General features: G+C 71.3%; 18 protein-coding genes. 5 read left to right on the forward strand and 13 right to left on the reverse strand.

Annotated features, from left to right (window positions below; translation table 11 throughout):
* From sucC to NBH00_RS01920, 3 genes are all read right to left on the reverse strand, one after another.
* Nucleotides 1-1,149, reverse strand: a complete 1,149-nt coding sequence (gene sucC, locus NBH00_RS01910; RefSeq protein WP_254571666.1) for an ADP-forming succinate--CoA ligase subunit beta — start codon at nt 1,147-1,149, stop codon at nt 1-3.
* A gap of 61 nt (nt 1,150-1,210) precedes the next feature.
* Nucleotides 1,211-1,924: a polyprenol monophosphomannose synthase gene (locus NBH00_RS01915; protein ID WP_367401363.1), complete on the reverse strand. Its 714-nt coding sequence runs from the start codon at nt 1,922-1,924 to the stop codon at nt 1,211-1,213.
* A gap of 112 nt (nt 1,925-2,036) precedes the next feature.
* A complete protein-coding gene (locus tag NBH00_RS01920; protein WP_254571667.1) occupies nt 2,037-3,701 on the reverse strand; it encodes an FAD-binding dehydrogenase in 1,665 nt (554 codons plus the stop codon).
* A 64-nt stretch (nt 3,702-3,765) separates the two neighbouring features.
* On the opposite strand from NBH00_RS01920, the gene NBH00_RS01925 reads away from it, so the two are divergent.
* Genes NBH00_RS01925 through NBH00_RS01935 form a run of 3 tightly spaced genes read left to right on the forward strand, consistent with a single transcriptional unit; the run spans nt 3,766 to nt 5,659 of the window.
* Nucleotides 3,766-4,452 carry an HAD family hydrolase gene (locus tag NBH00_RS01925; protein WP_254571668.1) on the forward strand — a complete coding sequence of 229 codons (687 nt, stop codon included), beginning with the start codon at nt 3,766-3,768 and terminating at the stop codon, nt 4,450-4,452.
* Nucleotides 4,453-4,482: 30 nt separating this feature from the next.
* Nucleotides 4,483-5,283: an MBL fold metallo-hydrolase gene (locus tag NBH00_RS01930; protein WP_254571669.1), complete on the forward strand. Its 801-nt coding sequence runs from the start codon at nt 4,483-4,485 to the stop codon at nt 5,281-5,283.
* A 7-nt stretch (nt 5,284-5,290) separates the two neighbouring features.
* Nucleotides 5,291-5,659 carry a VOC family protein gene (locus NBH00_RS01935; protein ID WP_254571670.1) on the forward strand — a complete coding sequence of 123 codons (369 nt, stop codon included), beginning with the start codon at nt 5,291-5,293 and terminating at the stop codon, nt 5,657-5,659.
* Nucleotides 5,660-5,781: 122 nt separating this feature from the next.
* Here NBH00_RS01935 and NBH00_RS01940 read toward each other — a convergent pair whose 3' ends face one another.
* From NBH00_RS01940 to NBH00_RS01980, 9 genes are all read right to left on the reverse strand, one after another.
* Complete coding sequence (locus NBH00_RS01940; protein WP_254571671.1) at nt 5,782-6,267, reverse strand: GNAT family N-acetyltransferase; 486 nt, start codon at nt 6,265-6,267, stop codon at nt 5,782-5,784.
* A 46-nt stretch (nt 6,268-6,313) separates the two neighbouring features.
* Nucleotides 6,314-8,110, reverse strand: coding sequence for an acetyl-CoA carboxylase biotin carboxylase subunit (locus NBH00_RS01945; protein ID WP_254571672.1), 1,797 nt, complete (start codon nt 8,108-8,110; stop codon nt 6,314-6,316).
* Between the two features lie 78 nt (nt 8,111-8,188).
* Nucleotides 8,189-9,463, reverse strand: a complete 1,275-nt coding sequence (locus tag NBH00_RS01950) for a sulfate adenylyltransferase subunit 1 (protein WP_254571673.1) — start codon at nt 9,461-9,463, stop codon at nt 8,189-8,191.
* Between the two features lie 21 nt (nt 9,464-9,484).
* Nucleotides 9,485-10,417 carry a sulfate adenylyltransferase subunit CysD gene (gene cysD, locus NBH00_RS01955; protein WP_254571674.1) on the reverse strand — a complete coding sequence of 311 codons (933 nt, stop codon included), beginning with the start codon at nt 10,415-10,417 and terminating at the stop codon, nt 9,485-9,487.
* Nucleotides 10,418-10,484: 67 nt separating this feature from the next.
* A complete protein-coding gene (locus NBH00_RS01960; RefSeq protein WP_254571675.1) occupies nt 10,485-11,417 on the reverse strand; it encodes a sulfite exporter TauE/SafE family protein in 933 nt (310 codons plus the stop codon).
* Between the two features lie 3 nt (nt 11,418-11,420).
* Nucleotides 11,421-12,059: a phosphoadenylyl-sulfate reductase gene (locus NBH00_RS01965; protein ID WP_254571676.1), complete on the reverse strand. Its 639-nt coding sequence runs from the start codon at nt 12,057-12,059 to the stop codon at nt 11,421-11,423.
* Nucleotides 12,060-12,090: 31 nt separating this feature from the next.
* Nucleotides 12,091-13,902 (reverse strand): nitrite/sulfite reductase, encoded by a 1,812-nt coding sequence (locus NBH00_RS01970; protein WP_254571677.1) that lies wholly within the window; start codon nt 13,900-13,902, stop codon nt 12,091-12,093.
* 163 nt (nt 13,903-14,065) lie between these two features.
* Complete coding sequence (locus tag NBH00_RS01975) at nt 14,066-14,644, reverse strand: hypothetical protein (RefSeq protein WP_254571678.1); 579 nt, start codon at nt 14,642-14,644, stop codon at nt 14,066-14,068.
* A 151-nt stretch (nt 14,645-14,795) separates the two neighbouring features.
* On the reverse strand, nt 14,796-15,020 hold the full coding sequence (locus NBH00_RS01980) for a DUF8022 family protein (RefSeq protein WP_254571679.1): 225 nt from the start codon (nt 15,018-15,020) through the stop codon (nt 14,796-14,798).
* Between the two features lie 22 nt (nt 15,021-15,042).
* Between NBH00_RS01980 and NBH00_RS01985 the strand changes: the two genes are divergently transcribed.
* Together NBH00_RS01985 and NBH00_RS01990 are read left to right on the forward strand one after the other, a co-directional pair.
* Entirely contained in the window at nt 15,043-15,990 is a 948-nt protein-coding gene (locus NBH00_RS01985) for an ornithine cyclodeaminase family protein (protein ID WP_254571680.1), read from the forward strand.
* 201 nt (nt 15,991-16,191) lie between these two features.
* Entirely contained in the window at nt 16,192-16,968 is a 777-nt protein-coding gene (locus tag NBH00_RS01990; protein ID WP_254571681.1) for a class I SAM-dependent methyltransferase, read from the forward strand.
* A 90-nt stretch (nt 16,969-17,058) separates the two neighbouring features.
* Here the strand turns inward: NBH00_RS01990 and NBH00_RS01995 are convergent, their stop codons facing one another.
* The gene (locus tag NBH00_RS01995) at nt 17,059-18,729 is read right to left on the reverse strand and encodes an alkaline phosphatase D family protein (protein ID WP_254571682.1); all 1,671 of its coding nucleotides are present in this window, start codon (nt 18,727-18,729) and stop codon (nt 17,059-17,061) included.
* Nucleotides 18,730-18,799: the final 70 nt, after the last annotated feature.

The following is an 18,799-nucleotide window of genomic DNA, read 5'->3' on the forward strand; positions in this document are numbered from 1 at the left end:
TCAGCTGTTCTCCTTCGCGAGCTTGACGACCAGTTCGGCCGCCGAGTCCATCGTCGTGGCCGCGTGCACGTTCGGCAGCGCGGCGTCCTCCAGGATCTTGCGGCCCTCGACGTCGTTCGTGCCGTCCAGGCGGACGACGAACGGGACGGTCGGGTTCAGGTCGCCGAACGCGGCGACCAGGCCGTTGGCGACCTCGTCGCAACGGGTGATGCCGCCGAAGATGTTCAGCAGGACGGCCTTGACCTGGTCGTTGGCGAGGATGAGCTCGATCGCCTGCTTGACCTTCGCGGCGTCCGATCCGCCGCCGGCGTCCAGGAAGTTCGCGGGCGTGCCGCCGTACTGCGCGACGACGTCCAGGGTGCTCATGACGAGCCCGGCGCCGTTGCCCATGATGCCGATGTCACCGTCGAGCTTGACGTAGATGACGTCCTGCTCCTTGGCCTTCTGCTCGATCGGGTCCGCGTTCGCCGAGTCGCCGAGGTCAGCGTTCTCCTTGTGGCGGAACATCGCGTTGTCGTCGAGCGTCACCTTCGCGTCGAGCGCCTTGACCTGACGATCGGGCGTGACGATGAGCGGGTTGATCTCCGCGAGCGAGGCGTCCTCCTCGATCCACACCTCGTAGAGCGCGACGAGCGCGTCCGCGACGCCCTCGATGACGTCGGCGTCGGCGCCGCCGCGCGTGGCGATGTCGACCGCCTGCTCACGCGTGAGGCCGACGAGCGGGTCGACGTTCTCCTTGATGAGCTTCTCGGGCGTCTCCTCGGCGACGGTCTCGATCTCGACGCCGCCCTCCACGGAGAACATGACGAGCGGCTTCTTCGCGCCGCGGTCCAAGAGGACGGACGCGTAGTACTCGGTCGCGATGTCCGAGGCGTACTCGATCCACAGCGTGCGGACGATGTGGCCTTTGATGTCCAGGCCGAGGATGTTCGTCGCGTGCTCGCGCGCCTCGGCTTCGTTGGCGGCGAGCTTGACGCCGCCGGCCTTGCCGCGGCCGCCGATGAGCACCTGCGCCTTGACGACGACCGGATAGCCGATCTCGTTCGCGGCGGCGACGGCGTCGTCGACGGTCGTGACGGCCTTGCCGTCGGAGACGGCGAGCCCGTGGCGGCCGAAGAGCTGCTTGCCCTGATATTCGAGAAGGTCCATAGCGCGGGCGATGCTATAGGCCGGACCGTTGACTCAGCGGTCAACGTCAGGTGCAGGGGATTTACCGCTTGCGCCGCAGCCGCGGAACGAGCAGCATCGCCTCCAGGGCGATCCCGGTGGACATCTTCGACGTGCCGTGCTGGCGGTCGCGGAAGACGATCGGGACCTCCTGCACGCGGAAGCCGCGCTGGACCGCGCGGTAGGTCAGCTCGACCTGGAACGCGTAGCCGCGCGAACGGACCGTCGGCAGGTCGATCGCGCGCAGCACCTCGGCGCGGAAGCACTTGAAGCCGCCGGTGACGTCGCGGATCTGCAGGCCGAGGACCTCGCGGGCGTACCACGAGCCGCCGCGGCTGACGACCTGCCGCAGCCGGCCCCAGTCGGAGACCCCGCCGCCCGGGACGTAACGCGAGCCGAGCGCCAGGTCGCACGAGGTGCGCGCGGCCGCGAGCAGGCGCGCGAGGTCCTGCGGGTCGTGCGAGAAGTCCGCGTCCATCTCCATGACGAACCCCGCGCCGTGCTCCAGCGCGTGCGTGAACCCGGCGATGTAGGCGGGTCCGAGGCCGGTGCGCTCCGTGCGGTGGAGGACCTCGACGCCGGGCAGCTCGGCCGCGAGCGCGTCGGCGATGCGTCCCGTCCCGTCCGGCGAGTCGTCGTCGACGACGAGGATGCGGTGGCCACCGGGCGCGGCGGCGCTCAGGACGGCGTCGGCGGCACGCGTGATGGCCTCGACGTTCTCGGCCTCGTTGAACGTCGGCAGGATGAGCCACGGCAGCCCGGAGGGCTCGGCTCCGGGCTCCGGGGCGGTGTCGGCGGACGGCGCGATCGGGGGATCCTAGGGGAGCATCGCCTCCGCGGTCGCGCCCGGAGGAGGCGCTGCCCGGTCGCTACAGGGCGGCGGCGATCGCCCGTCCGGCCACGCGCCCGCCGAACAGGCAGCCGCCGAGGAACGTCCCCTCGAGCGCGCGGTAGCCGTGCATCCCGCCGCCGCCGAAGCCCGCGACCTCCCCCGCCGCGTAGAGCCCGGGGAAGGGCGCGCCGCCCGCGTGCAGCGCGCGGGCCTGCAGGTCGGTCTCCAGCCCGCCGAGCGACTTGCGGGTGAGGATCGACAGGCGGACGGCGATGAGCGGGCCGGCGTCGGGGTCGAGGATGCGGTGCGGCGCGGCGACGCGGGTGATGCGGTCCGCGAGGTAGGCGCGGGCGCCGTGGATCGCGGTGACCTGACCGTCCTTCGCGTACCGGTTGGCGATCTGGCGGTCGCGGTCGACGATCTGCCGCTCGAGGTCGTCGTGGTCGATGTGCGGCGTGTCCCCCGTCAGCGCGTTCATCCGCTGCACGAGCGTCCGCAGGTCCCGCTCGACGATGAAGTCGATGCCGTGGTCCTTGAAGGCCTGCACGGGCCCGGGAGGGCCGCCGGCGAGCCGGTCCTTCAGCACCGCGCGGATCGACTTGGACGTCACGTCCGGGTTCTGCTCGGAGCCGCTGAGCCCGAACTCCTTCTCGATGATCTTCTCGGTGAGGACGAACCACGTGTGGTCGAAGCCCGTGCGCTGGATGTGGTCGAGCGTCGCGAGCGTGTCGAAGCCGGGGTAGAGCGGGCCCGGCAGCCGCCTGCCTGTCGCGTCGAACCACAGCGAGGAGGGCCCGGGGATGATGCGGATCGCGTGCTTCGGCCAGATCGGGTCCCAGTTGTGGATCCCCTCGACGTAGTGCCACATGCGGTCCTCGTTGATCGCGTTGGCGCCCGCCCCGATCGCGACCTGCTGCATGAGACCGTCGACGTGGGCGGGGACGCCGCAGATCATCCGCGCGGGCGGCTCGCCGAGGCGGGCCGGCCAGTTGCGCCGGACGAGGTCGTGGTTGCCGCCGATGCCGCCGGTCGTGACGAGGACGGCCTGGGCGCCGAGCGCGAACTCGCCGGCGACGGTGCGCGAGCTCGCCGCCCCGCGAGTGACCGGGCTCGGCTCGAGGACCTCGCCGGTGACGCCGGTGACGGTGCCGCCGTCGACGGTCAGGCCGGTCACCCGGTGGCGGAAGCGCAGCTCCACGCGCCCGGCGGCGACCGCCGCCCGCACGCGCCGCTCGAAGGGCTCGAGGACGCCCGGCCCGGTCCCCCAGGTGATGTGGAAGCGCGGCACCGAGTTGCCGTGGCCGTCGGCGAGCGAGCCGCCGCGCTCCGGCCAGCCCGGGTTCGGGACCCAGCGCATGCCCTGCGCGTGGAGCCACGCGCGCTTCTCGCCGGCCGCGAAGTCGACGTACGCCTCCGCCCAGCGGCGCGGCCAGTGGTCCTCGTCGCGGTCGAAGCCGGCCGTGCCGAGCCAGTCCTGCCAGGCGAGCTCCCGCGAGTCCTTCACGCCCATCCGGCGCTGCTCGGGGCTGTCGACGAACATGAGGCCGCCGAGCGACCAGAAGGCCTGCCCACCGAAGGATGCCTCCGGTTCCTGGTCGACGACGATGACCCGCCGACCGGCGTCGGCGAGCTCGGCGGTGGCGACGAGGCCGGCCAGCCCCGCCCCGACGACGATGACGTCTGCCTGATCCATGGCGCTCATGGCCCAAGCCTATGCGGCTGCCGGAACGCGCGAAACGCGCGGGCTTTGGCACAATGGGCCGCTCATGGCGCTTCCTTCCAAGGTCCAGTGGGTCACGTTCGACGTCTACGGCACGCTGATCGATTGGGACACCGGGGTCTTCCAGGCCTTCAAGCGTGAGGCGGCCCGCGAGGGCTTCACGATCGAGGACAAGGACAAGGCGGAGATCGTCCGCCTCTTCCACGAGATCTCCCAGCAGGTCGAGGGCGGCTCCTACGAGCTCTACGCCGAGGTCCTGCGCCAGACGGCGGTGAAGATCGCCAAGGAGATCGGCTGGTCCCTCGAGCCCTCGCGCTCCGGCTTCCTGCCCGACTCCGTCGCGCGCTGGATGCCGTTCAAGGAGACCGCGCCGCAGATGAAGAAGTTCTTCGGCAAGTACCAGACGGCGCTGCTGTCGAACATCGACGACAAGCTCCTCGGCCAGACGCGGCGCCACATCCCCGGCGACTACGACCTCGTCGTCACCGCGCAGCAGGTCCGCTCCTACAAGCCGGACCCCGCGCACTTCAACGAGTTCGCGCGCCGCATCGGCACGAAGAAGGGCTGGGTCCACATCGGGTCGAGCTACTACCACGACGTCGAGCCGTGCCTGAAGGCGAAGATCCCGGTCATCTGGGTCAACCGCGGCGGGCAGGCGCTCGAGTCGGGGCAGAAGAAGCCGACCGAAGAGGTCAAGACGCTCCTCGAGGCCGCGCGCCTCCTCGGGCTGTAGCGGCCCGCCCGGGCGCCTCGAGCCGCCACCGTGCGCGTCGTCTCGCTGCACCCGGACGTCCTCGTCGCCACCTCGGCGGTCTGGCAGACCACCTGCACGATCGTCCGGGGGACGGTCGACGGGGCGCCGGAGAACGATCCGGAGCGTCCGCCGGCCGAGGCGTTCGTCATCGACTCGCCGGTGCTGCAGAGCGAGCTCGACGTCCTTCCGACGCTGCTCGCCCAGTCGGGCTTCCCGTTCACCGGGCTGCTCGCGACCCACGCGGACTGGGACCACCTCCTCGGCCGCCTCGCGTTCGGGGCAGACGCGCCGCTCGGTGTCGCCGAGACGACCGCCGCGCGCCTCACCGCCGAGCCCGGCCGCGCCGCCGGTCGCCTGCGCGAGTTCGACCAGCAGTGGTACGTCGAGCGCCCCGCGCCGCTCGCGCTCGGTCAGGTCCAGGCGCTGCCCGTCCCGGGCCACCTCGACGTGGGCGACCACACGCTCGAGCTCCACCCGGCCGGTGGCCACACCGCCGACGGCATGGCGATCTGGATCCCGTGGGCGCGGATCCTCGTCGCGGGGGACCACCTCTCCCCGGTCGAGCTGCCGATGCTCTCCGAGGGCGGCTCGCGCAGCGCGTACCGCGCGACGCTCGAGCGCCTGCGCCCGCTCGTCGAGGAGGCCGCGCACGTCGTCCCCGGTCACGGCGCCGTCCTCGACGGCACCCGCGCGCTCGCGATCCTGCGCGAGGACGTCGCCTACCTCGAGGACTGGACGCTGCCGATCGCGCGCCGGGACCCCGAGCAGCTGAAGATCCACGCCCGCAACCGCGAGCTCGCGGGGGACTGAGCGCGCGGTGATCCACCACGCGTCGCTCGAGATCCGGACGGACGGCGCGGACGCCGAGGTCGCGTTCTGGGCGCTGCTCGGCTACCACGAGATCCGCCCCCTGACGCCGGCCCTCGCCGAGTCCTCGCGCTGGGTGCAGGACGCGACCGGGGCCTCGCGCCACCAGATCCACCTCGTCTACGAGGACGAGCCGACGATCCTCCGCCGTGCCCACATCGCGATCGTCCGCGGGGCCTACGACGAGACGCTGAAGGACCTGCGCGGCGGCGGTTTCGACGTCCTCGAGCGCGAGCCGTACTGGAACTCCCCGCGGGCGTTCGTGCACACGCCGGCCGGGCACCGCATCGAGGTCATGCAGTTCGCACCGCGCGGCTGACGCGGCGCCGCGTCACGCCTCGGCGCCGCCCCGGCCGCGCCGACTGACAATCCACGCAGGACAGTCCTGCGTCAGCTGTCAGTCACCGCCGTTACTCGTGCAGTGTCGCCGGTCGTCCGCCGTCACTCGTGCGGCAGGTGCCGCCGGAAGTACAGGTCGCGCCCCTCGTAGGCGGCGGTCGAGTTCGTGAAGCCGAGCGACTCGTACAGCGCGATCGCCGTCGCGTTCGTCTCGTTCGTGTCGAGCTCCATCCGGCGGCAGCCGCGCTCGAGGGCGCGGGTCGTCGCGTGCTCCAGCATCGTCCGCGCGATCCCGGCGCCCCGCGAGGCCTCGCTGACGTAGACGTCCTCCACGAGGCAGTCGCCGCCCGCGCGCCAGATGCCGTAGCGGAAGCGGAGCTGGACGACGCCGGTCGGCGGTGCGTCGGCGTGCGCGGCCCCGAGGACGAACTCGGTGTCGCGGTCGTCCATCAGCCGCTCGACACCGGCGAGGAAGGCGTTCTCCGACGGCCAGTCCATGCCGAGGTGGTCGCGGAACTCGACGAGCAGCCGGGCGACCGTCTCGGCCTCGTGGGTCTCGGCGATCCAGGCGTACGGAGTGGTGCTCACGCCGGTCAGCCTAGTGCGGCCGACCGGCGCGAGGCGCCAGGACGTCCTACTCGGCGGGGGCCTCGGCGGCCGCCGCCGTGATCATCGCGATGGGGGCGCCCGCGTTGATCGGGGCGCCTTCCTCGATCATGAGCTCGGAGATCGTGCCGGCCTTGTGGGCGGTGATCTCGTTCTCCATCTTCATCGCCTCGATGATGCAGATGAGCTGACCCTCGGTGACCTCGTCGCCCTGCTTGGCGAGGACCTTCCACATGTTGCCCTGGAGGGGGGACTCGAGCAGGTCGGGGCCGCCGCCGGCGGCCTTCTTGCGCTCGCCGCGCTTCTTCGTGCCGCCGCCCTTGGGGGCCGGACCGGCCGCCACCGCGCCGGAGAACGCCTCGCCGGTGACCTTGACGTCGAAGCGCTTGCCGTTGACCTCGACGAAGTAGTCCTTCGTGACCTTCTCGTCCTCGTCGTCCTTCTCGAACCGCTCGACCTTCTCGGGCGCGGTCGACTTCAGCCACTCCTTGTCTTCGACGAGGTCCTTGCAGATCGAGCCCTTCGCCCAGTCGTCGGTGCTCAGCAGCGCCTTGTGGAACGGGATGAGCGTCTCGAGGCCCTCGATCTCGTACTCGTCGAGCGCGCGGAGCATCCGCTGCGTCGCCGACGCGCGGTCCGCGTCCCAGACGATGAGCTTGGAGACCATCGGGTCGTACATCGGCGAGACCTCGCCGTAGGCCTGCACGCCGGAGTCGACGCGCACGCCGGGGCCGGACGGCTCCTTGTAGTGGCCGATGGGGCCGGGGGCCGGCGCGAAGTTGCGCGCCGCGCTCTCGGCGTTGATGCGGCACTCGATCGCGTGCCCGCGGAGGACGATGTCCTCCTGTTTGTAGTCGAGCGGCTCGCCCGCGGCGGCCTTGATGCCCTGCTTGACGATGTCGATGCCCGTCGTCATCTCGGTCACGCAGTGCTCGACCTGGACGCGGGTGTTCATCTCGAGGAAGAAGTACTCGTCGCCCTGGAGCATGCCCTCGATCGTGCCGGCGCCGACGTAGTCGACCGCCTTCGCGGCGTCGATGCCGATCTTGCCGATGCGCTGGCGCATCTCCTCGTCGACGATCCACTCGGGGGCCGGCGACTCCTCGATGAGCTTCTGGTGGCGGCGCTGGATCGAGCAGTCGCGCTCGCCGAGATGGATGCAGTTGCCGTGCTTGTCGGCGAGGATCTGGATCTCGACGTGGCGCGGCTCGGGCAGGTAGCGCTCGAGGTAGACGGTGCCGTCGGAGAAGAACTTCTCGCCCTCGCGCGAGGCGCCCTCGAAGGCGTCCTTCAGCTTGTCCTCGGTCAGCGCGACGCGGAAGCCCTTGCCGCCGCCGCCGGACGCCGCCTTCACCGCGACGGGGAACCCGATCTCGTCGTTCGCGATCCGCAGCGCGTCCTCGTACGTGTCGACGGCCTCGGTCGTGCCCGGGACGATCGGGACGCCAGCGGCCTGCATGAGCTCGCGGGCCTTCGTCTTGGAGCCCATCGCGTCGATCGCGCTCGCGGGCGGCCCGATGAACGTGATGCCCGCCTCGTCGCACGCGCGGGCGAACGGCGCGTTCTCGGCGAGGAAGCCGTAGCCCGGGTGGATCGCGTCCGCGCCGCACTCCTTGGCGACCGCGATGATCTTCTCGACGTTGAGGTAGTTGTCCGCGGCCGGGCCCTCACCGATGAAGAAGGCCTCGTCGGTCTTCGTCGGGTGGAGGGCGTTGCGGTCGGTCTCGGAGTAGACCGCGACCGACGGGATGCCCATCTCCTTGCACGCGCGCGCGACACGGATGGCGATCTCGCCACGGTTGGCGATGAGGATCTTGCTGAACATAGGCCGGGAAGGCTATATCCACGCGCGCGAGCGCGCGGTCTGCCTACGGAACGAGCGTTACCCGGGGGTCGGGCGGCGCTACCGCACCATCCCCGCGCCCACGGTCTCGTTCGTCGCTTCGTCGATCAGGATGAACGAGCCGGTGGTGCGGTTGCGCTCGTACGGGTCGACCGCGAGCTCGCGCGACACCCGCAGCCGAACGCGCCCGATGTCGTTCAGCGCGAGCGACTCCGGCGCGGCGACCCGCTCCAGCGTCGTGATGTCGATGACGTCCTCCAGCGCGTCGACGATCGCCCGCACGGACGACGTCGTGTGCTTGAGCGCGAGCCGGGCGCCGGGGCGCAGCTCGGCACCCGCCATCCAGCACACGTCGGCGGTGATCTCGCGGGAGACGACCGGCGGCACGCCACCGGCCTCGCCGGCGACGGCGGGATCCGGTGCGATGAGGTCGCCACGCGACGCGTCGACGTTGTCGGCCAGTCGCACCGTGACGGACATGGGCGCGACGGCGACCTCGAGCTCGCCGTCGAGCGTCTCGACCGCCGCGATCGTCGTGCGCACGCCGCTCGGGAGGACGACGACGGGATCCCCGGGGCGGAGCTCGCCACCGGCGACGGTGCCGGCGTAGCCGCGGTAGTCGGCGTCGTGGTCGCGGATGACCCACTGGACCGGGAAGCGCGCGTCGTGCCCGGCCGGGTCGTCGGCGAGCGAGAGCGTCTCGAGGTGCTCGAGCAGCGGCACGCCGGAGTACCAGTCCATCGACGCGGAGCCGTCGACGACGTTGTCGCCGAGCTTCGCGCTGATCGGGAAGAACTGCACGTCGTTGATGCCGAGCCCGCGGGCGACGGCGCAGAAGTCCCGCACGATGCCGTCGAAGATGTCCTCGGCGTACCCGACGAGGTCCATCTTGTTCACGCAGACCGCGAGGTGCGGGATGCCGAGCAGCGAGGCGATGAACGTGTGGCGGCGGGTCTGCTCGACGACGCCGTGGCGCGCGTCGATGAGGATGATCGCGACGTCCGCCGTCGACGCGCCGGTGACCATGTTGCGCGTGTACTGCACGTGGCCGGGCGTGTCGGCGAGGACGAACTTGCGCCGCGCGGTCTGGAAGTAGCGGTAGGCGACGTCGATCGTGATGCCCTGCTCGCGCTCGGCGCGGAGGCCGTCGGTGAGCAGCGAGAGGTCCAGGCCGCCCTCCCCGGAACGGCGCTCGCTCGCCTCCTGCACCTGCTCGAGCTGGTCGGCGAGGATCGCCTTGGAGTCGTAGAGCAGCCGCCCGATGAGGGTGGACTTGCCGTCGTCGACGGAGCCGGCGGTGGCGATCCGCAGCAGGGAGGTCTCGATGGTGGTCATGGTGCCGTGCTCGCCCATCGCCTAGAAGTAACCCGCGACCTTGCGGTCCTCCATGGCGGCCTCGGTGACGCGGTCGTCCGCACGCGTCTCGCCGCGCTCGGTGATGCGCGTCGCCGCGATCTCGCCGACGACGGTCTCGAGGTCCGCGGCGGTCGACGCCACGGCGCCGGTGCACGACATGTCGCCGACGGTCCGGTAACGCACGGAGGTGACGAACGGCTCCTCGCCGTCCATGAGCTCCATGTGGTCGCTCGTCGCGTACAGCATCCCGTCGCGCTTGAACACCTCGCGCTCGTGCGCGAAGTAGATGTTCGGCACCTCGAGGTCCTCCTCGGCGATGTACTGCCAGACGTCGAGCTCGGTCCAGTTGGAGAGCGGGAAGACGCGCACGGACTCGCCGCGACGGACGCGGCCGTTGTAGAGCGACCACAGCTCGGGGCGCTGGTTCTTCGGATCCCAGCCGCCGAAGTCGTCGCGGAAGGAGAAGATGCGCTCCTTCGCGCGGGCGCGCTCCTCGTCGCGGCGGGCGCCGCCGAAGGCCGCGTCGAAGCAGTGCTCCTCGATGGCGTCGAGCAGCGTCGTCGTCTGCAGGCGGTTGCGCGAGGCGCGCGGCCCCGTCTCCTCGGCGACCCGGCCCTTGTCGATGGTCTCCTGCACGGACGCGACGATGAGCCGCTCGCCGAGCTCGGCGACGCGGCGGTCGCGGAACTCGATGACCTCGGGGAAGTTGTGCCCGGTGTCGACGTGCATGAGCGGGAAGGGGAACCGCCCGGGACGGAACGCCTTCTCGGCCAGGCGCAGCAGGACGATCGAGTCCTTGCCGCCGGAGAAGAGCAGGACCGGCCGCTCGAGCTCGGCCGCGACCTCGCGCATGATGTGGATCGCCTCCGCCTCGAGCACGCGGAGGTGGCTCAGCTGCAGCGGGCCTGCGGTGGGGTCTTCGATGGTGCTCACGGTGATGCCTTTCGTGCTGCCGACGGCGTCGACGGAATCCGAGCCTCCCGGGCGAAGGTGTTCGCGCTCACGCCGGTGCGACCTCCGGACGGGGTTCGGGGGCGGGGCGGGGGGCAGGGGCCGAGACGGACGGGCGCGCGCGGTGGACGAAGAAGGCGACGAGGCCGATGAGGGCGGGGACACCAGGGATAGCGGCCTTGGGGAGGTCGACGCCGGCCTTGCTCAGGACGCCGAGCGCGGAGCCGACGAGGACGCAGCCGAGCGCGGGGCGCAGCCCGGCGGCCGGCACCTTCGTGATGAGGTGCGTCCCGATGAGCACGCCGGGCAACGACCCGATGAGGATGTTCGCCATCAGGACGAAGTCGACGGTGCCGGTGACCCAGTGGGCGATGCCGGCCCCCCACAGCAGGATCGCCGCATGGAAGACGTCGGTGCCGACGACGCGGTGCGGGGTCAGGCGGAAGACGAGGATGAGGACGAGCCCGATGAGCGCGCCCGAGCCGACCGACGTCATGCCGACGAGCAGGCCGAGGACGAAGCCCATCGACGAGGCGCCGAGCTTCACGCGCGAGGTGATCTCGACGCTGTGCTGCTCGCGGGCGACGAGCTTCGGCATGAACAGCGCGCGGGTGAGCGTCGTCACCGCAACGATGACGAGCGCGCCGGCGATCGCGTAGAGGAGGACGTCGTCGAAGCCCTTGCCGTAGCGGTGGTGCAGCCAGTCGACGAGCGCGACGCCCACGAGCGACCCCGGCACGGAGCCGACGGCGAGCCACTTGGAGACCCCGAGGTCGACGGTCCCCTTCTTCAGGTGCCGCCAGCCGCCGAGCGTCTTCGTCACCGCGCCGTACGCGAGGTCGGTGCCGATCGCGACGACCGGCTGCACCCCGGCGAAGAGGATGAGCAGCGGCGTCATGAGCGACCCGCCGCCGATCCCCGTCAGGCCGACGAGGATCCCGACCCCGAGGCCGAAGGAGATGACGAGCAGGTCGAGGTGCATGGGCTAGGAGGCCGGCTCCACGACTTCGACGTGCAGGCCGCACTCGGTCTTCTCCGTGCCCGCCCAGCGACCCTCGCGGCCGGAGCCGGGGAGGGTGCACGGCGCGCAGCCGATCGACGAGTAGCCCTCGTCGTGCAGCGGGTGGTACGGCAGCTCGCGGTCGAGGATCCGCGCCCACAGGTCCTTCTCGGTCCACGCGGCGAGCGGGTTGTACTTCCACATGTCGCGGCGCTGGTCCCACTCGATGAGCTGGGCGCCGGCCCGGGTCTCGGACTGCTCGCGGCGGATGCCCGTGATCCACGCCTGCGCACCGTCGAGCGACCGCTCGAGCGCGGCGACCTTCTCCGCGCCGCAGCAGTGCTCCGGGCCGTTCCACGGCGCCCCGCCGGACGACGCGTCCTCCACGGCGATGTCGACGCCGAAGTGGTCCTCGAAGCGCTTCCAGGTCGCGAGCGTCTCGGGGAAGAGGACGCCGGTGTCGATCGTGACGACCCGGACGCGGTCGAGCGCATCCGCCCGCGCGAGCTCGTCGAGGATGACCGTCTCCTCCTTCTGGAACGAGCACAGGAAGACGAGCGGCTCGTGGGTGACGGCCTTCGCGAGCGTCTGCTCGAGCTCTTCGGTGAGGGAGGTGGTGGTCATGGTCGGCGTACGGGTCGGGAGGCGACGCCGGCTAGACGGCGCACTCGCCCTCGCCGCGGGCGACGACGAAGGGGACGTCCTTCGTCCAGTCGATGAACTCGTTCATCGTGTCCAGGCCGAAGGCGGCCGGGGCCGCGAGCGGCCTGGCGACGTCCTCGAACGCCTTCGTGCCGACGCGCAGCGCGAAGTCGTTGAACGCCTCGCCGTCCTCGCGCTCGGACTCGTAGAGCTTGATCCACGCCTCGACGATGTCCGGGACCTTCTTCGCGGGCATGCGGACCTTCAGGCGGGTGCCGTACTTCACGACGCCGTTCTCGTAGACGCCGCCGATGTGCGCCACGTACGCCGGGATCGTGTGCTCGCCGACCTTGATCGACGCGCCGTAGAACCCGATGTTCGCGATGTGGTGCTGCGAGCAGCCGTTCGGGCAGCCGGACATCTTGATCTTGATCTCGCGCGTGAGCTTGTCGGTGAGGTTCAGGGACTCGACGCGCTCCTTGACCGCGCGGTTGAGGCCCATCGAGCTCGTGATGCCCATCTTGCAGCTGTCGGTGCCGGGGCAGGAGACGACGTCGGTGATCGTGCGGACGCCGGGGTCGCCGAAGCCGAGCGCCTTCAGCTCGCGCCACAGCGCGTAGACCGACTCGTTGCGGACCCAGCGGAAGACGAGGTTCTGCTGCACCGTCGTGCGCGCGAACCCGCCGCTGTAGTCGCGCATGAGCTGGCCGAGCGCACGGAACTCGTCGGGCGTCAGGTCGCCACGGTCGATCTTGGCCTCGACGGTCGAGAAGCCCTCCTGGCGCTGCGCCTGGACGTTGTACTCGCAGAACGCCTCGTAGCCGGCGGCGTCGCCGTTCGGGGAGGAGACCGTCGCCGTGGGGGACCCGCCCGCCCGAGCCTGCGCCTCCTCGTCGATGACGAACAGCTTCTCGTCGATCGAGAAGTCGCGCTCGTTCACCCAGTCGCCCTTGAGCTCCTCGACGACCATCTCGCGGACGGCGTCGATGCCGTCGCGGTCGACGAGGACCTTGATGCGGGCACGGGCACGGTTCGGGCGCAGCCAGTCCTGGTCGTTGTACACGCGGAGGATGGCCTCGGCGACCTTGAGGTAGTCGCCGTTGTCGGCCTCGGCGAAGTCCCAGAGGACCGGCGCGACGCGCGGCATGATCGAGGTGCCGCCGCCGACGACGATCTCGAAGCCCTTCTTCCCGCCTGAGATCTTCGACAGGAACGCGATGTCGTGGATCTTCGTGATCGAGCGGTCCTTCGTCGGCGAGCCGTCGAACGCCGTCTTGATCTTGCGCGGCATGAGCTGCGTCGTCGGGTGGCGCACGAAGTAGCGGACGTAGGCGCCGGCGTACGCGGTCGGGTCGAAGATCTCGTCGGGGCAGACGCCGGCGAACGGATCGCCCGTGACGTTGCGGACGGTGTTGCCGCAGCCTTCGCGGCTGGACAGCTTCGCCGCGGACAGCTTGCGGATGAGCTTCGCCATCTGCGCGAGCGGCACGTGGTGGATCTGGATGTTCTGGCGCGTCGTGATGTGGCCCTTGTTCAGCGGGGCGAACTCCTCGACGACGTCGGCGAAGGCGTCCATCTGGTCCGGCGTCACGCCGCCGAAGGGCAGCTTGATGCGGACCATGTTCACGTTCGGCTGACGCTGCCCGTACACGCCCTGCTTCAGGCGGAAGCCGATGAAGTCGGTCTCGGGGGTCTCGCCGTCGAGGAACTTCGCGGCTTCGTTCTCGAAGTCGTCGAACTCGTGCTCGAGGATCGGGATGACGTGTCCCGGGACGTTCTCGTAGATCTCGGGGTCGCTCAGGGAGCCGCGGCCAGTAACGCTCATGGCCGGAACAATAGCGGGAAATCCGACTCGGATTAAGGTGTTTTCCGCACCGAAATGGTAGGAAAGCCGATCAGGCTTCGGCTAAGCGGGCTCCGAGAGGGGTCGAGGACGGCGGTGGGCGGCGGCGAGATGTCGCTCGCCGCCGCCCGGGTGTCCGCCGGGGTCAGCCGGTCGTGGTGGAGGAGGACGGGGCCGGCGAGGGGGACGCCGGGGGCGCGCCGCGGCCGGGGCCGCCCGGGCCCCGGTGGCCGCCAGGGCCGCCAGGGCCGCCGGCAGGCCTGAAGGTGCTGTCGTGCGCGAAGACGGTCGTGCCGTCGTCGGAGACCGAGACGTGGATGTCGTCGCCGGCCTTCAGGTCCGCCACCGTCGCGGAGCTGCCGTTGCGCTGGATCGTCGCGCCGGACGGGATCGTCACCGTGACGTCCTGGTACGGCACCGCCGTCGTGCCCTCGGTGATCGTTACGTCGCTGCCGGAGACCGACTTCACCGTGCCGTTGTCCTCGGTCTCGGAGATGTACGCGGTGCCCGCCTTGTTCAGGACGGTCTCGACCGCGTGGACGGCACGATCGTGGCCGCCGCGGGGACCACCGTCGCGCGGGATGCTCATCGCGCCGTTCGTCGTCCCGGCGCTCCTGGTCGGCGACTTCGTGGCGGCGCCCGCTCCGGCGATGCCGGCACCGGCGCCGGCGAGGGCGCACACGGCGCCGATGGCCGTGGCGCGCATCGTGAACTTCGACTGCATGGGAATGCTCCTTGGGTCGGGGTGACACGAGGAGGATCGGCGGCCGCGCTGGGCGTCCCGTGGGACGGCGCTGGGAGTCGGCTGAGACCGCGGGAGGCGGCCGTGACCGTCAGCTCACGCAGGACTCATCTGCGTCAGCTGTCAGTCGCCGCTACCAGGGGTGCGCGTCGCCCCACTCGGTGGGGCCGTCGGGCTCGCGCCCGGTCTGCTCGAGCAGGGCGGCACGCAGCCACGGATCCTGCCGCTCCTCGGCCGGAGCGGCCGCCGGCATGGTCTCGCGCAGGAACTGCTCGACCGCGGCGAGGACCGCGGCGGCTTCGGCGTCGGTGGCGGCCGTGCTCACGACCATCTCGAGCTGGGGGCGACGGTTCGGCATGCATCCGGCATCATGCCACGCCGTGCCCGAGCTCATCGTCCTGGACCGCGCGGCCGTGCTCGCCGCGGTCAGCCCCGCCGCCGCCATCGACGCGGTCCGCGAGGCCTTCCTCGCCCACCACCGCGGGGAGTGGGTGATGCCGAGCAAGGTCTACCTCCAGGCCCCGCCGCACGGCGACTTCCGCGCGATGCCCGCCCGTGGGGGCGACCTCGCGATGCTCAAGTGGATCTCCTCGTGGCCGTCGAACGCGGCCCGCGGGCTCCCGACCGTCATGGGCGTCGTCATCGTCAACGACGCCGAGACGAGCGCCCCGCTGATGATGCTCGAGGCCGGCGCGGTCACGGCGCTGCGCACGGGCGCCGTCGCCGCGATCGCCGCGCAGGCCCTGGCTCGAGAGGGTGCGAGCACCGTCGGCCTCATCGGCTGCGGCGAGCACGGCGCCTGGGCCGCCCGCTGCCTGCAGACCGCCGGCTACGGTCCCGGCGTCTGCACGGACCCGCGGGACGAGGTGGCGGAGGCGCTCGCCGCCGAGCTCGGGTGGACCGCCGGGACCCGCGCCGAGGCGCTCGCGTGCGACGTCGTCTGCTGCGTGACGCCGGGCTTCGAGGTCGTCGTCGACGCGGGCGACCTGCGGCCCGGCATGCACCTGAACATGCTCGGGGCGGACGGGCCCGGCAAGGCCGAGGCGTCGCTCGGCGCCGTCGCCTCCTGCGCGCTCTTCTGCGACGAGTGGGCCCAGGCGTCGCACGGCGGCGAGCTCACCGGGGTCGTCGAGGCGGGGATGGTCACCCGCGAGCAGGTGACGGACCTCGGCGCCGTCCTCGCCGGGGAGGCCGTGGGCCGTCCGGGGCCGGAGGCCGTGACGCTCTTCGACTCGACCGGCCTGGCCATCCAGGACCTTGCGATCGCCGCCGCGGCGCTCGAGGTCCACCGCGCCGGCGGCGTGCAGGCGCAGACCGTGCGCCTCTGACCGGGTCATGCGGCGGCGCCGCCGTCAGCCGACGAGCATCGCCCCGCCCGTCGCGTCGAGCAGCAGCTCGTCGACGAGGCCGAGCAGGTGGGCCGCATTCGCCTGTAGGTCCTGGGTCAGCGCGGGGTGCTCCGCGCGGTGCCCGTCCCCCGGCCCGGCACCGGGGTGCCCGGGCCGCCGGCGGGATACGCTGGGACACCGATGCTGCCGGCCGCCCTTGAACGCCTCGAGACAACGGTCCCCGACGACGCGCTCGTGCTCGACGTCGGCGGCTGGGGCGCGCCGCTGAACCGGGCCGACTGGGTGCTCGACGCGCAGCCGTACGACACGCGCGGCCCCGATGGCAGCCACGGGGAGGTGCGCGAGCGGTTCACCTCGCGTACGTGGGTCACGCGCGACGCGTGCGACCGCACGCCCTGGCCCTTTCGCGACGAGCAGTTCGACGTCGCCGTGTGCGTCATGACCCTCGCCGACCTGCGCGACCCGATCTGGGTCTGCAGCGAGCTCTCCCGGGTGGCGAAGTCCGGGTACGTCGAGGTGCCGACGATCGTCTCCGAGCTGCTCCAGCACGAGGGAGACGACGCCGGCGGGCAGCACCTGGGCTACGCGCACCGCCGCTGGTTCGTGCAGATGGAGGGCGGCGAGCTCGTCTTCGTCCACAAGGCCCACGACATCCACCACGACTGGTCGCTGCGGATCTCGCAGCGCTGGCAGGAGCGGATGACCGTCGCCGACGAGCGGCAGGGCCTGTTCTGGGAGGGGACGCTGCCCGCGCGCGAGCGGCTGCTGCTCTCGCCCAGCGACCATCGCCACCTGCGCGACGACCTCGCCGCGCACCTGCACCGCCGCTTCGAGCCGACCGCGGCCGAGCTCGTCGTCCGCCAGGGCTGGGGCGTCGCCCGCCACGGCCTGTACCTCGTCGGCCAGCCGCTGCGGACCGCCACCTCGCGGATGGTCGACCGGATCGTGGGCCACTAGCCCGGACCCCCCGTGCCGCGAGATGCAGCTCACGGCCGCATCTCGCACCATGGTCCCGAGCGACCTCACTCCCACCGCTGTCCCGCGCGGTCAGGCCGCCGGGCCGTGCACGCCCTTCACCGAGGTCTGACCGGGCTTCAGGTCGTACGTGAAGGTCGCCGACGGGAGGAGCGCCGTCGACTTCCGCTTGATCGTCTGCAGCCGGACGAGCTCGCAGCGCAGGCCGCTGCCGGACGCCTTCATCGCGCCGAAGCCGTGGTGGTCGAAGTCGGCCTGGTCGACCCACGGGTTGACGGCGCGCAGCGCGTCGATGATCGCGCTCGGCGTCGCCGGGTTCGCATCGTTGCCCGGGATCTTCACGCCGCCGCCGGCGTCGAGGTCGGTCTCGCCGAGGCCCTGCGAGGTGATCGACCCGGCGACGAACTCGACGGCGACGGAGTCCGCCGCCGTCTTCGAGTCCTCCGCGACCCGGACGTCGCCGGTGATGAACGTGTGGATGTCCCCGGTGACGAAGACGACGTCCTTGATCGCCTTGGACTGGATGTGGGTGAGGAGCTCGGTCCGCTCCTGCGGGTAGCCCTGCCACGAGTCGAAGCCGTAGAACGAGTCGCCAAGGACCTTCGTCGGCATGATCGTCACCTCGTTGGCGAGGATCTTCCACGTCGCCTTGGAGGCGGCGAGCCGCTGCTTGACCCAGTCCATCTGCGTGCGCCCGAGGAAGTCGCGCGGCTGGTTGTAGTCCGCGCAGGCCGGGGCGACCGCGTCACCGCACGGCTGGTCGGCGCGGTAGCGGCGCTGGTCCATGACGATGAGCTCGACGGTGTCGCCGAAGGTCAGCGAGCGGTACAGGCGGTCGCCCTTCGCCCCCGCGAAGGCCGGCATCGACTCGAAGAACGCCTGGTAGGCCGCCTTCTTGCGCTTCGCCGAGAAGCGCTTGACCGGCGGCAGGCCGCCGTCGGCCGGCTTGCCCGCGTAGTTGTCCTGCACCTCGTGGTCGTCCCACAACATGACCATCGGGAACTTCGCGTGGACCTTCTGCAGCGACGTGTCCGAGCGGTAGAGCTTGTACTTGTCGCGGTAGTCCTGGAGCGTCAGCGCCTCACGCACGATGCCCTTGTTCGGCCCGGGCCGGCCGATCGGGTCGTTGCGGACGCCGGTCTTCAGGCCGCTCTTGTCGTGGCCGACCGCGTGGTAGGTCTCGGCGTAGATGTAGTCGCCGAGGCACACGACGAAGTCGTAGTCGCCCTTCGCGAGCACCTCGTGCGCGTTGTAGTAGCCATGCGAGTAGTCCTGGCAGGAGAAGAACGCGAAGCTCACCGGCTGCTTGGAGCCGGCCGGCGGCGCGGTCCGGAAGCGGCCGACGTGCGACTCCGCCGTCCTCGTCGCGAAGCGGTAGTAGTACTCCTCGTACGGCTTGAGCCTCCCGACGCGCGCCTTCACCGCGTGGTCGATCTTCGCGCTCGTCGCGATCGCCGTCCGCTGCACGACCTTGCGGAAGCCCTCGTCCGTCGCGATCTCGAGCTCGACCCGGCCCGCGCCCTCGACGCCGTCGAGCCGCGTCCACAGCGTGACCCCGGACGCGCTCGGGTCGCCCGCGATGACCCCCTCGGCGAAGCGCCCGCCGCGGTAGAGGCCGGCGGGCCTGGAGCGCGTCAGGCCGAGCGCGGCGGTCTGCGGCGCGAGGATGATGGCGCCGGCACCGGCGGCGGCACCGGTGAGGAAGCGGCGCCGGGTGAGCGGCTGCGCGTGCGGGTCGGACATCGGGTGACCTCCAGCGGGGAGCGGGACAGGGACGGCGTGAGGACACGCCGACGCTATCCGCTCCAGCACA

It is taken from the genome of Paraconexibacter antarcticus (assembly GCF_024220175.1).
In the GTDB taxonomy this organism is placed as follows: Bacteria; Actinomycetota; Thermoleophilia; order Solirubrobacterales; family Solirubrobacteraceae; genus Paraconexibacter; species Paraconexibacter antarcticus.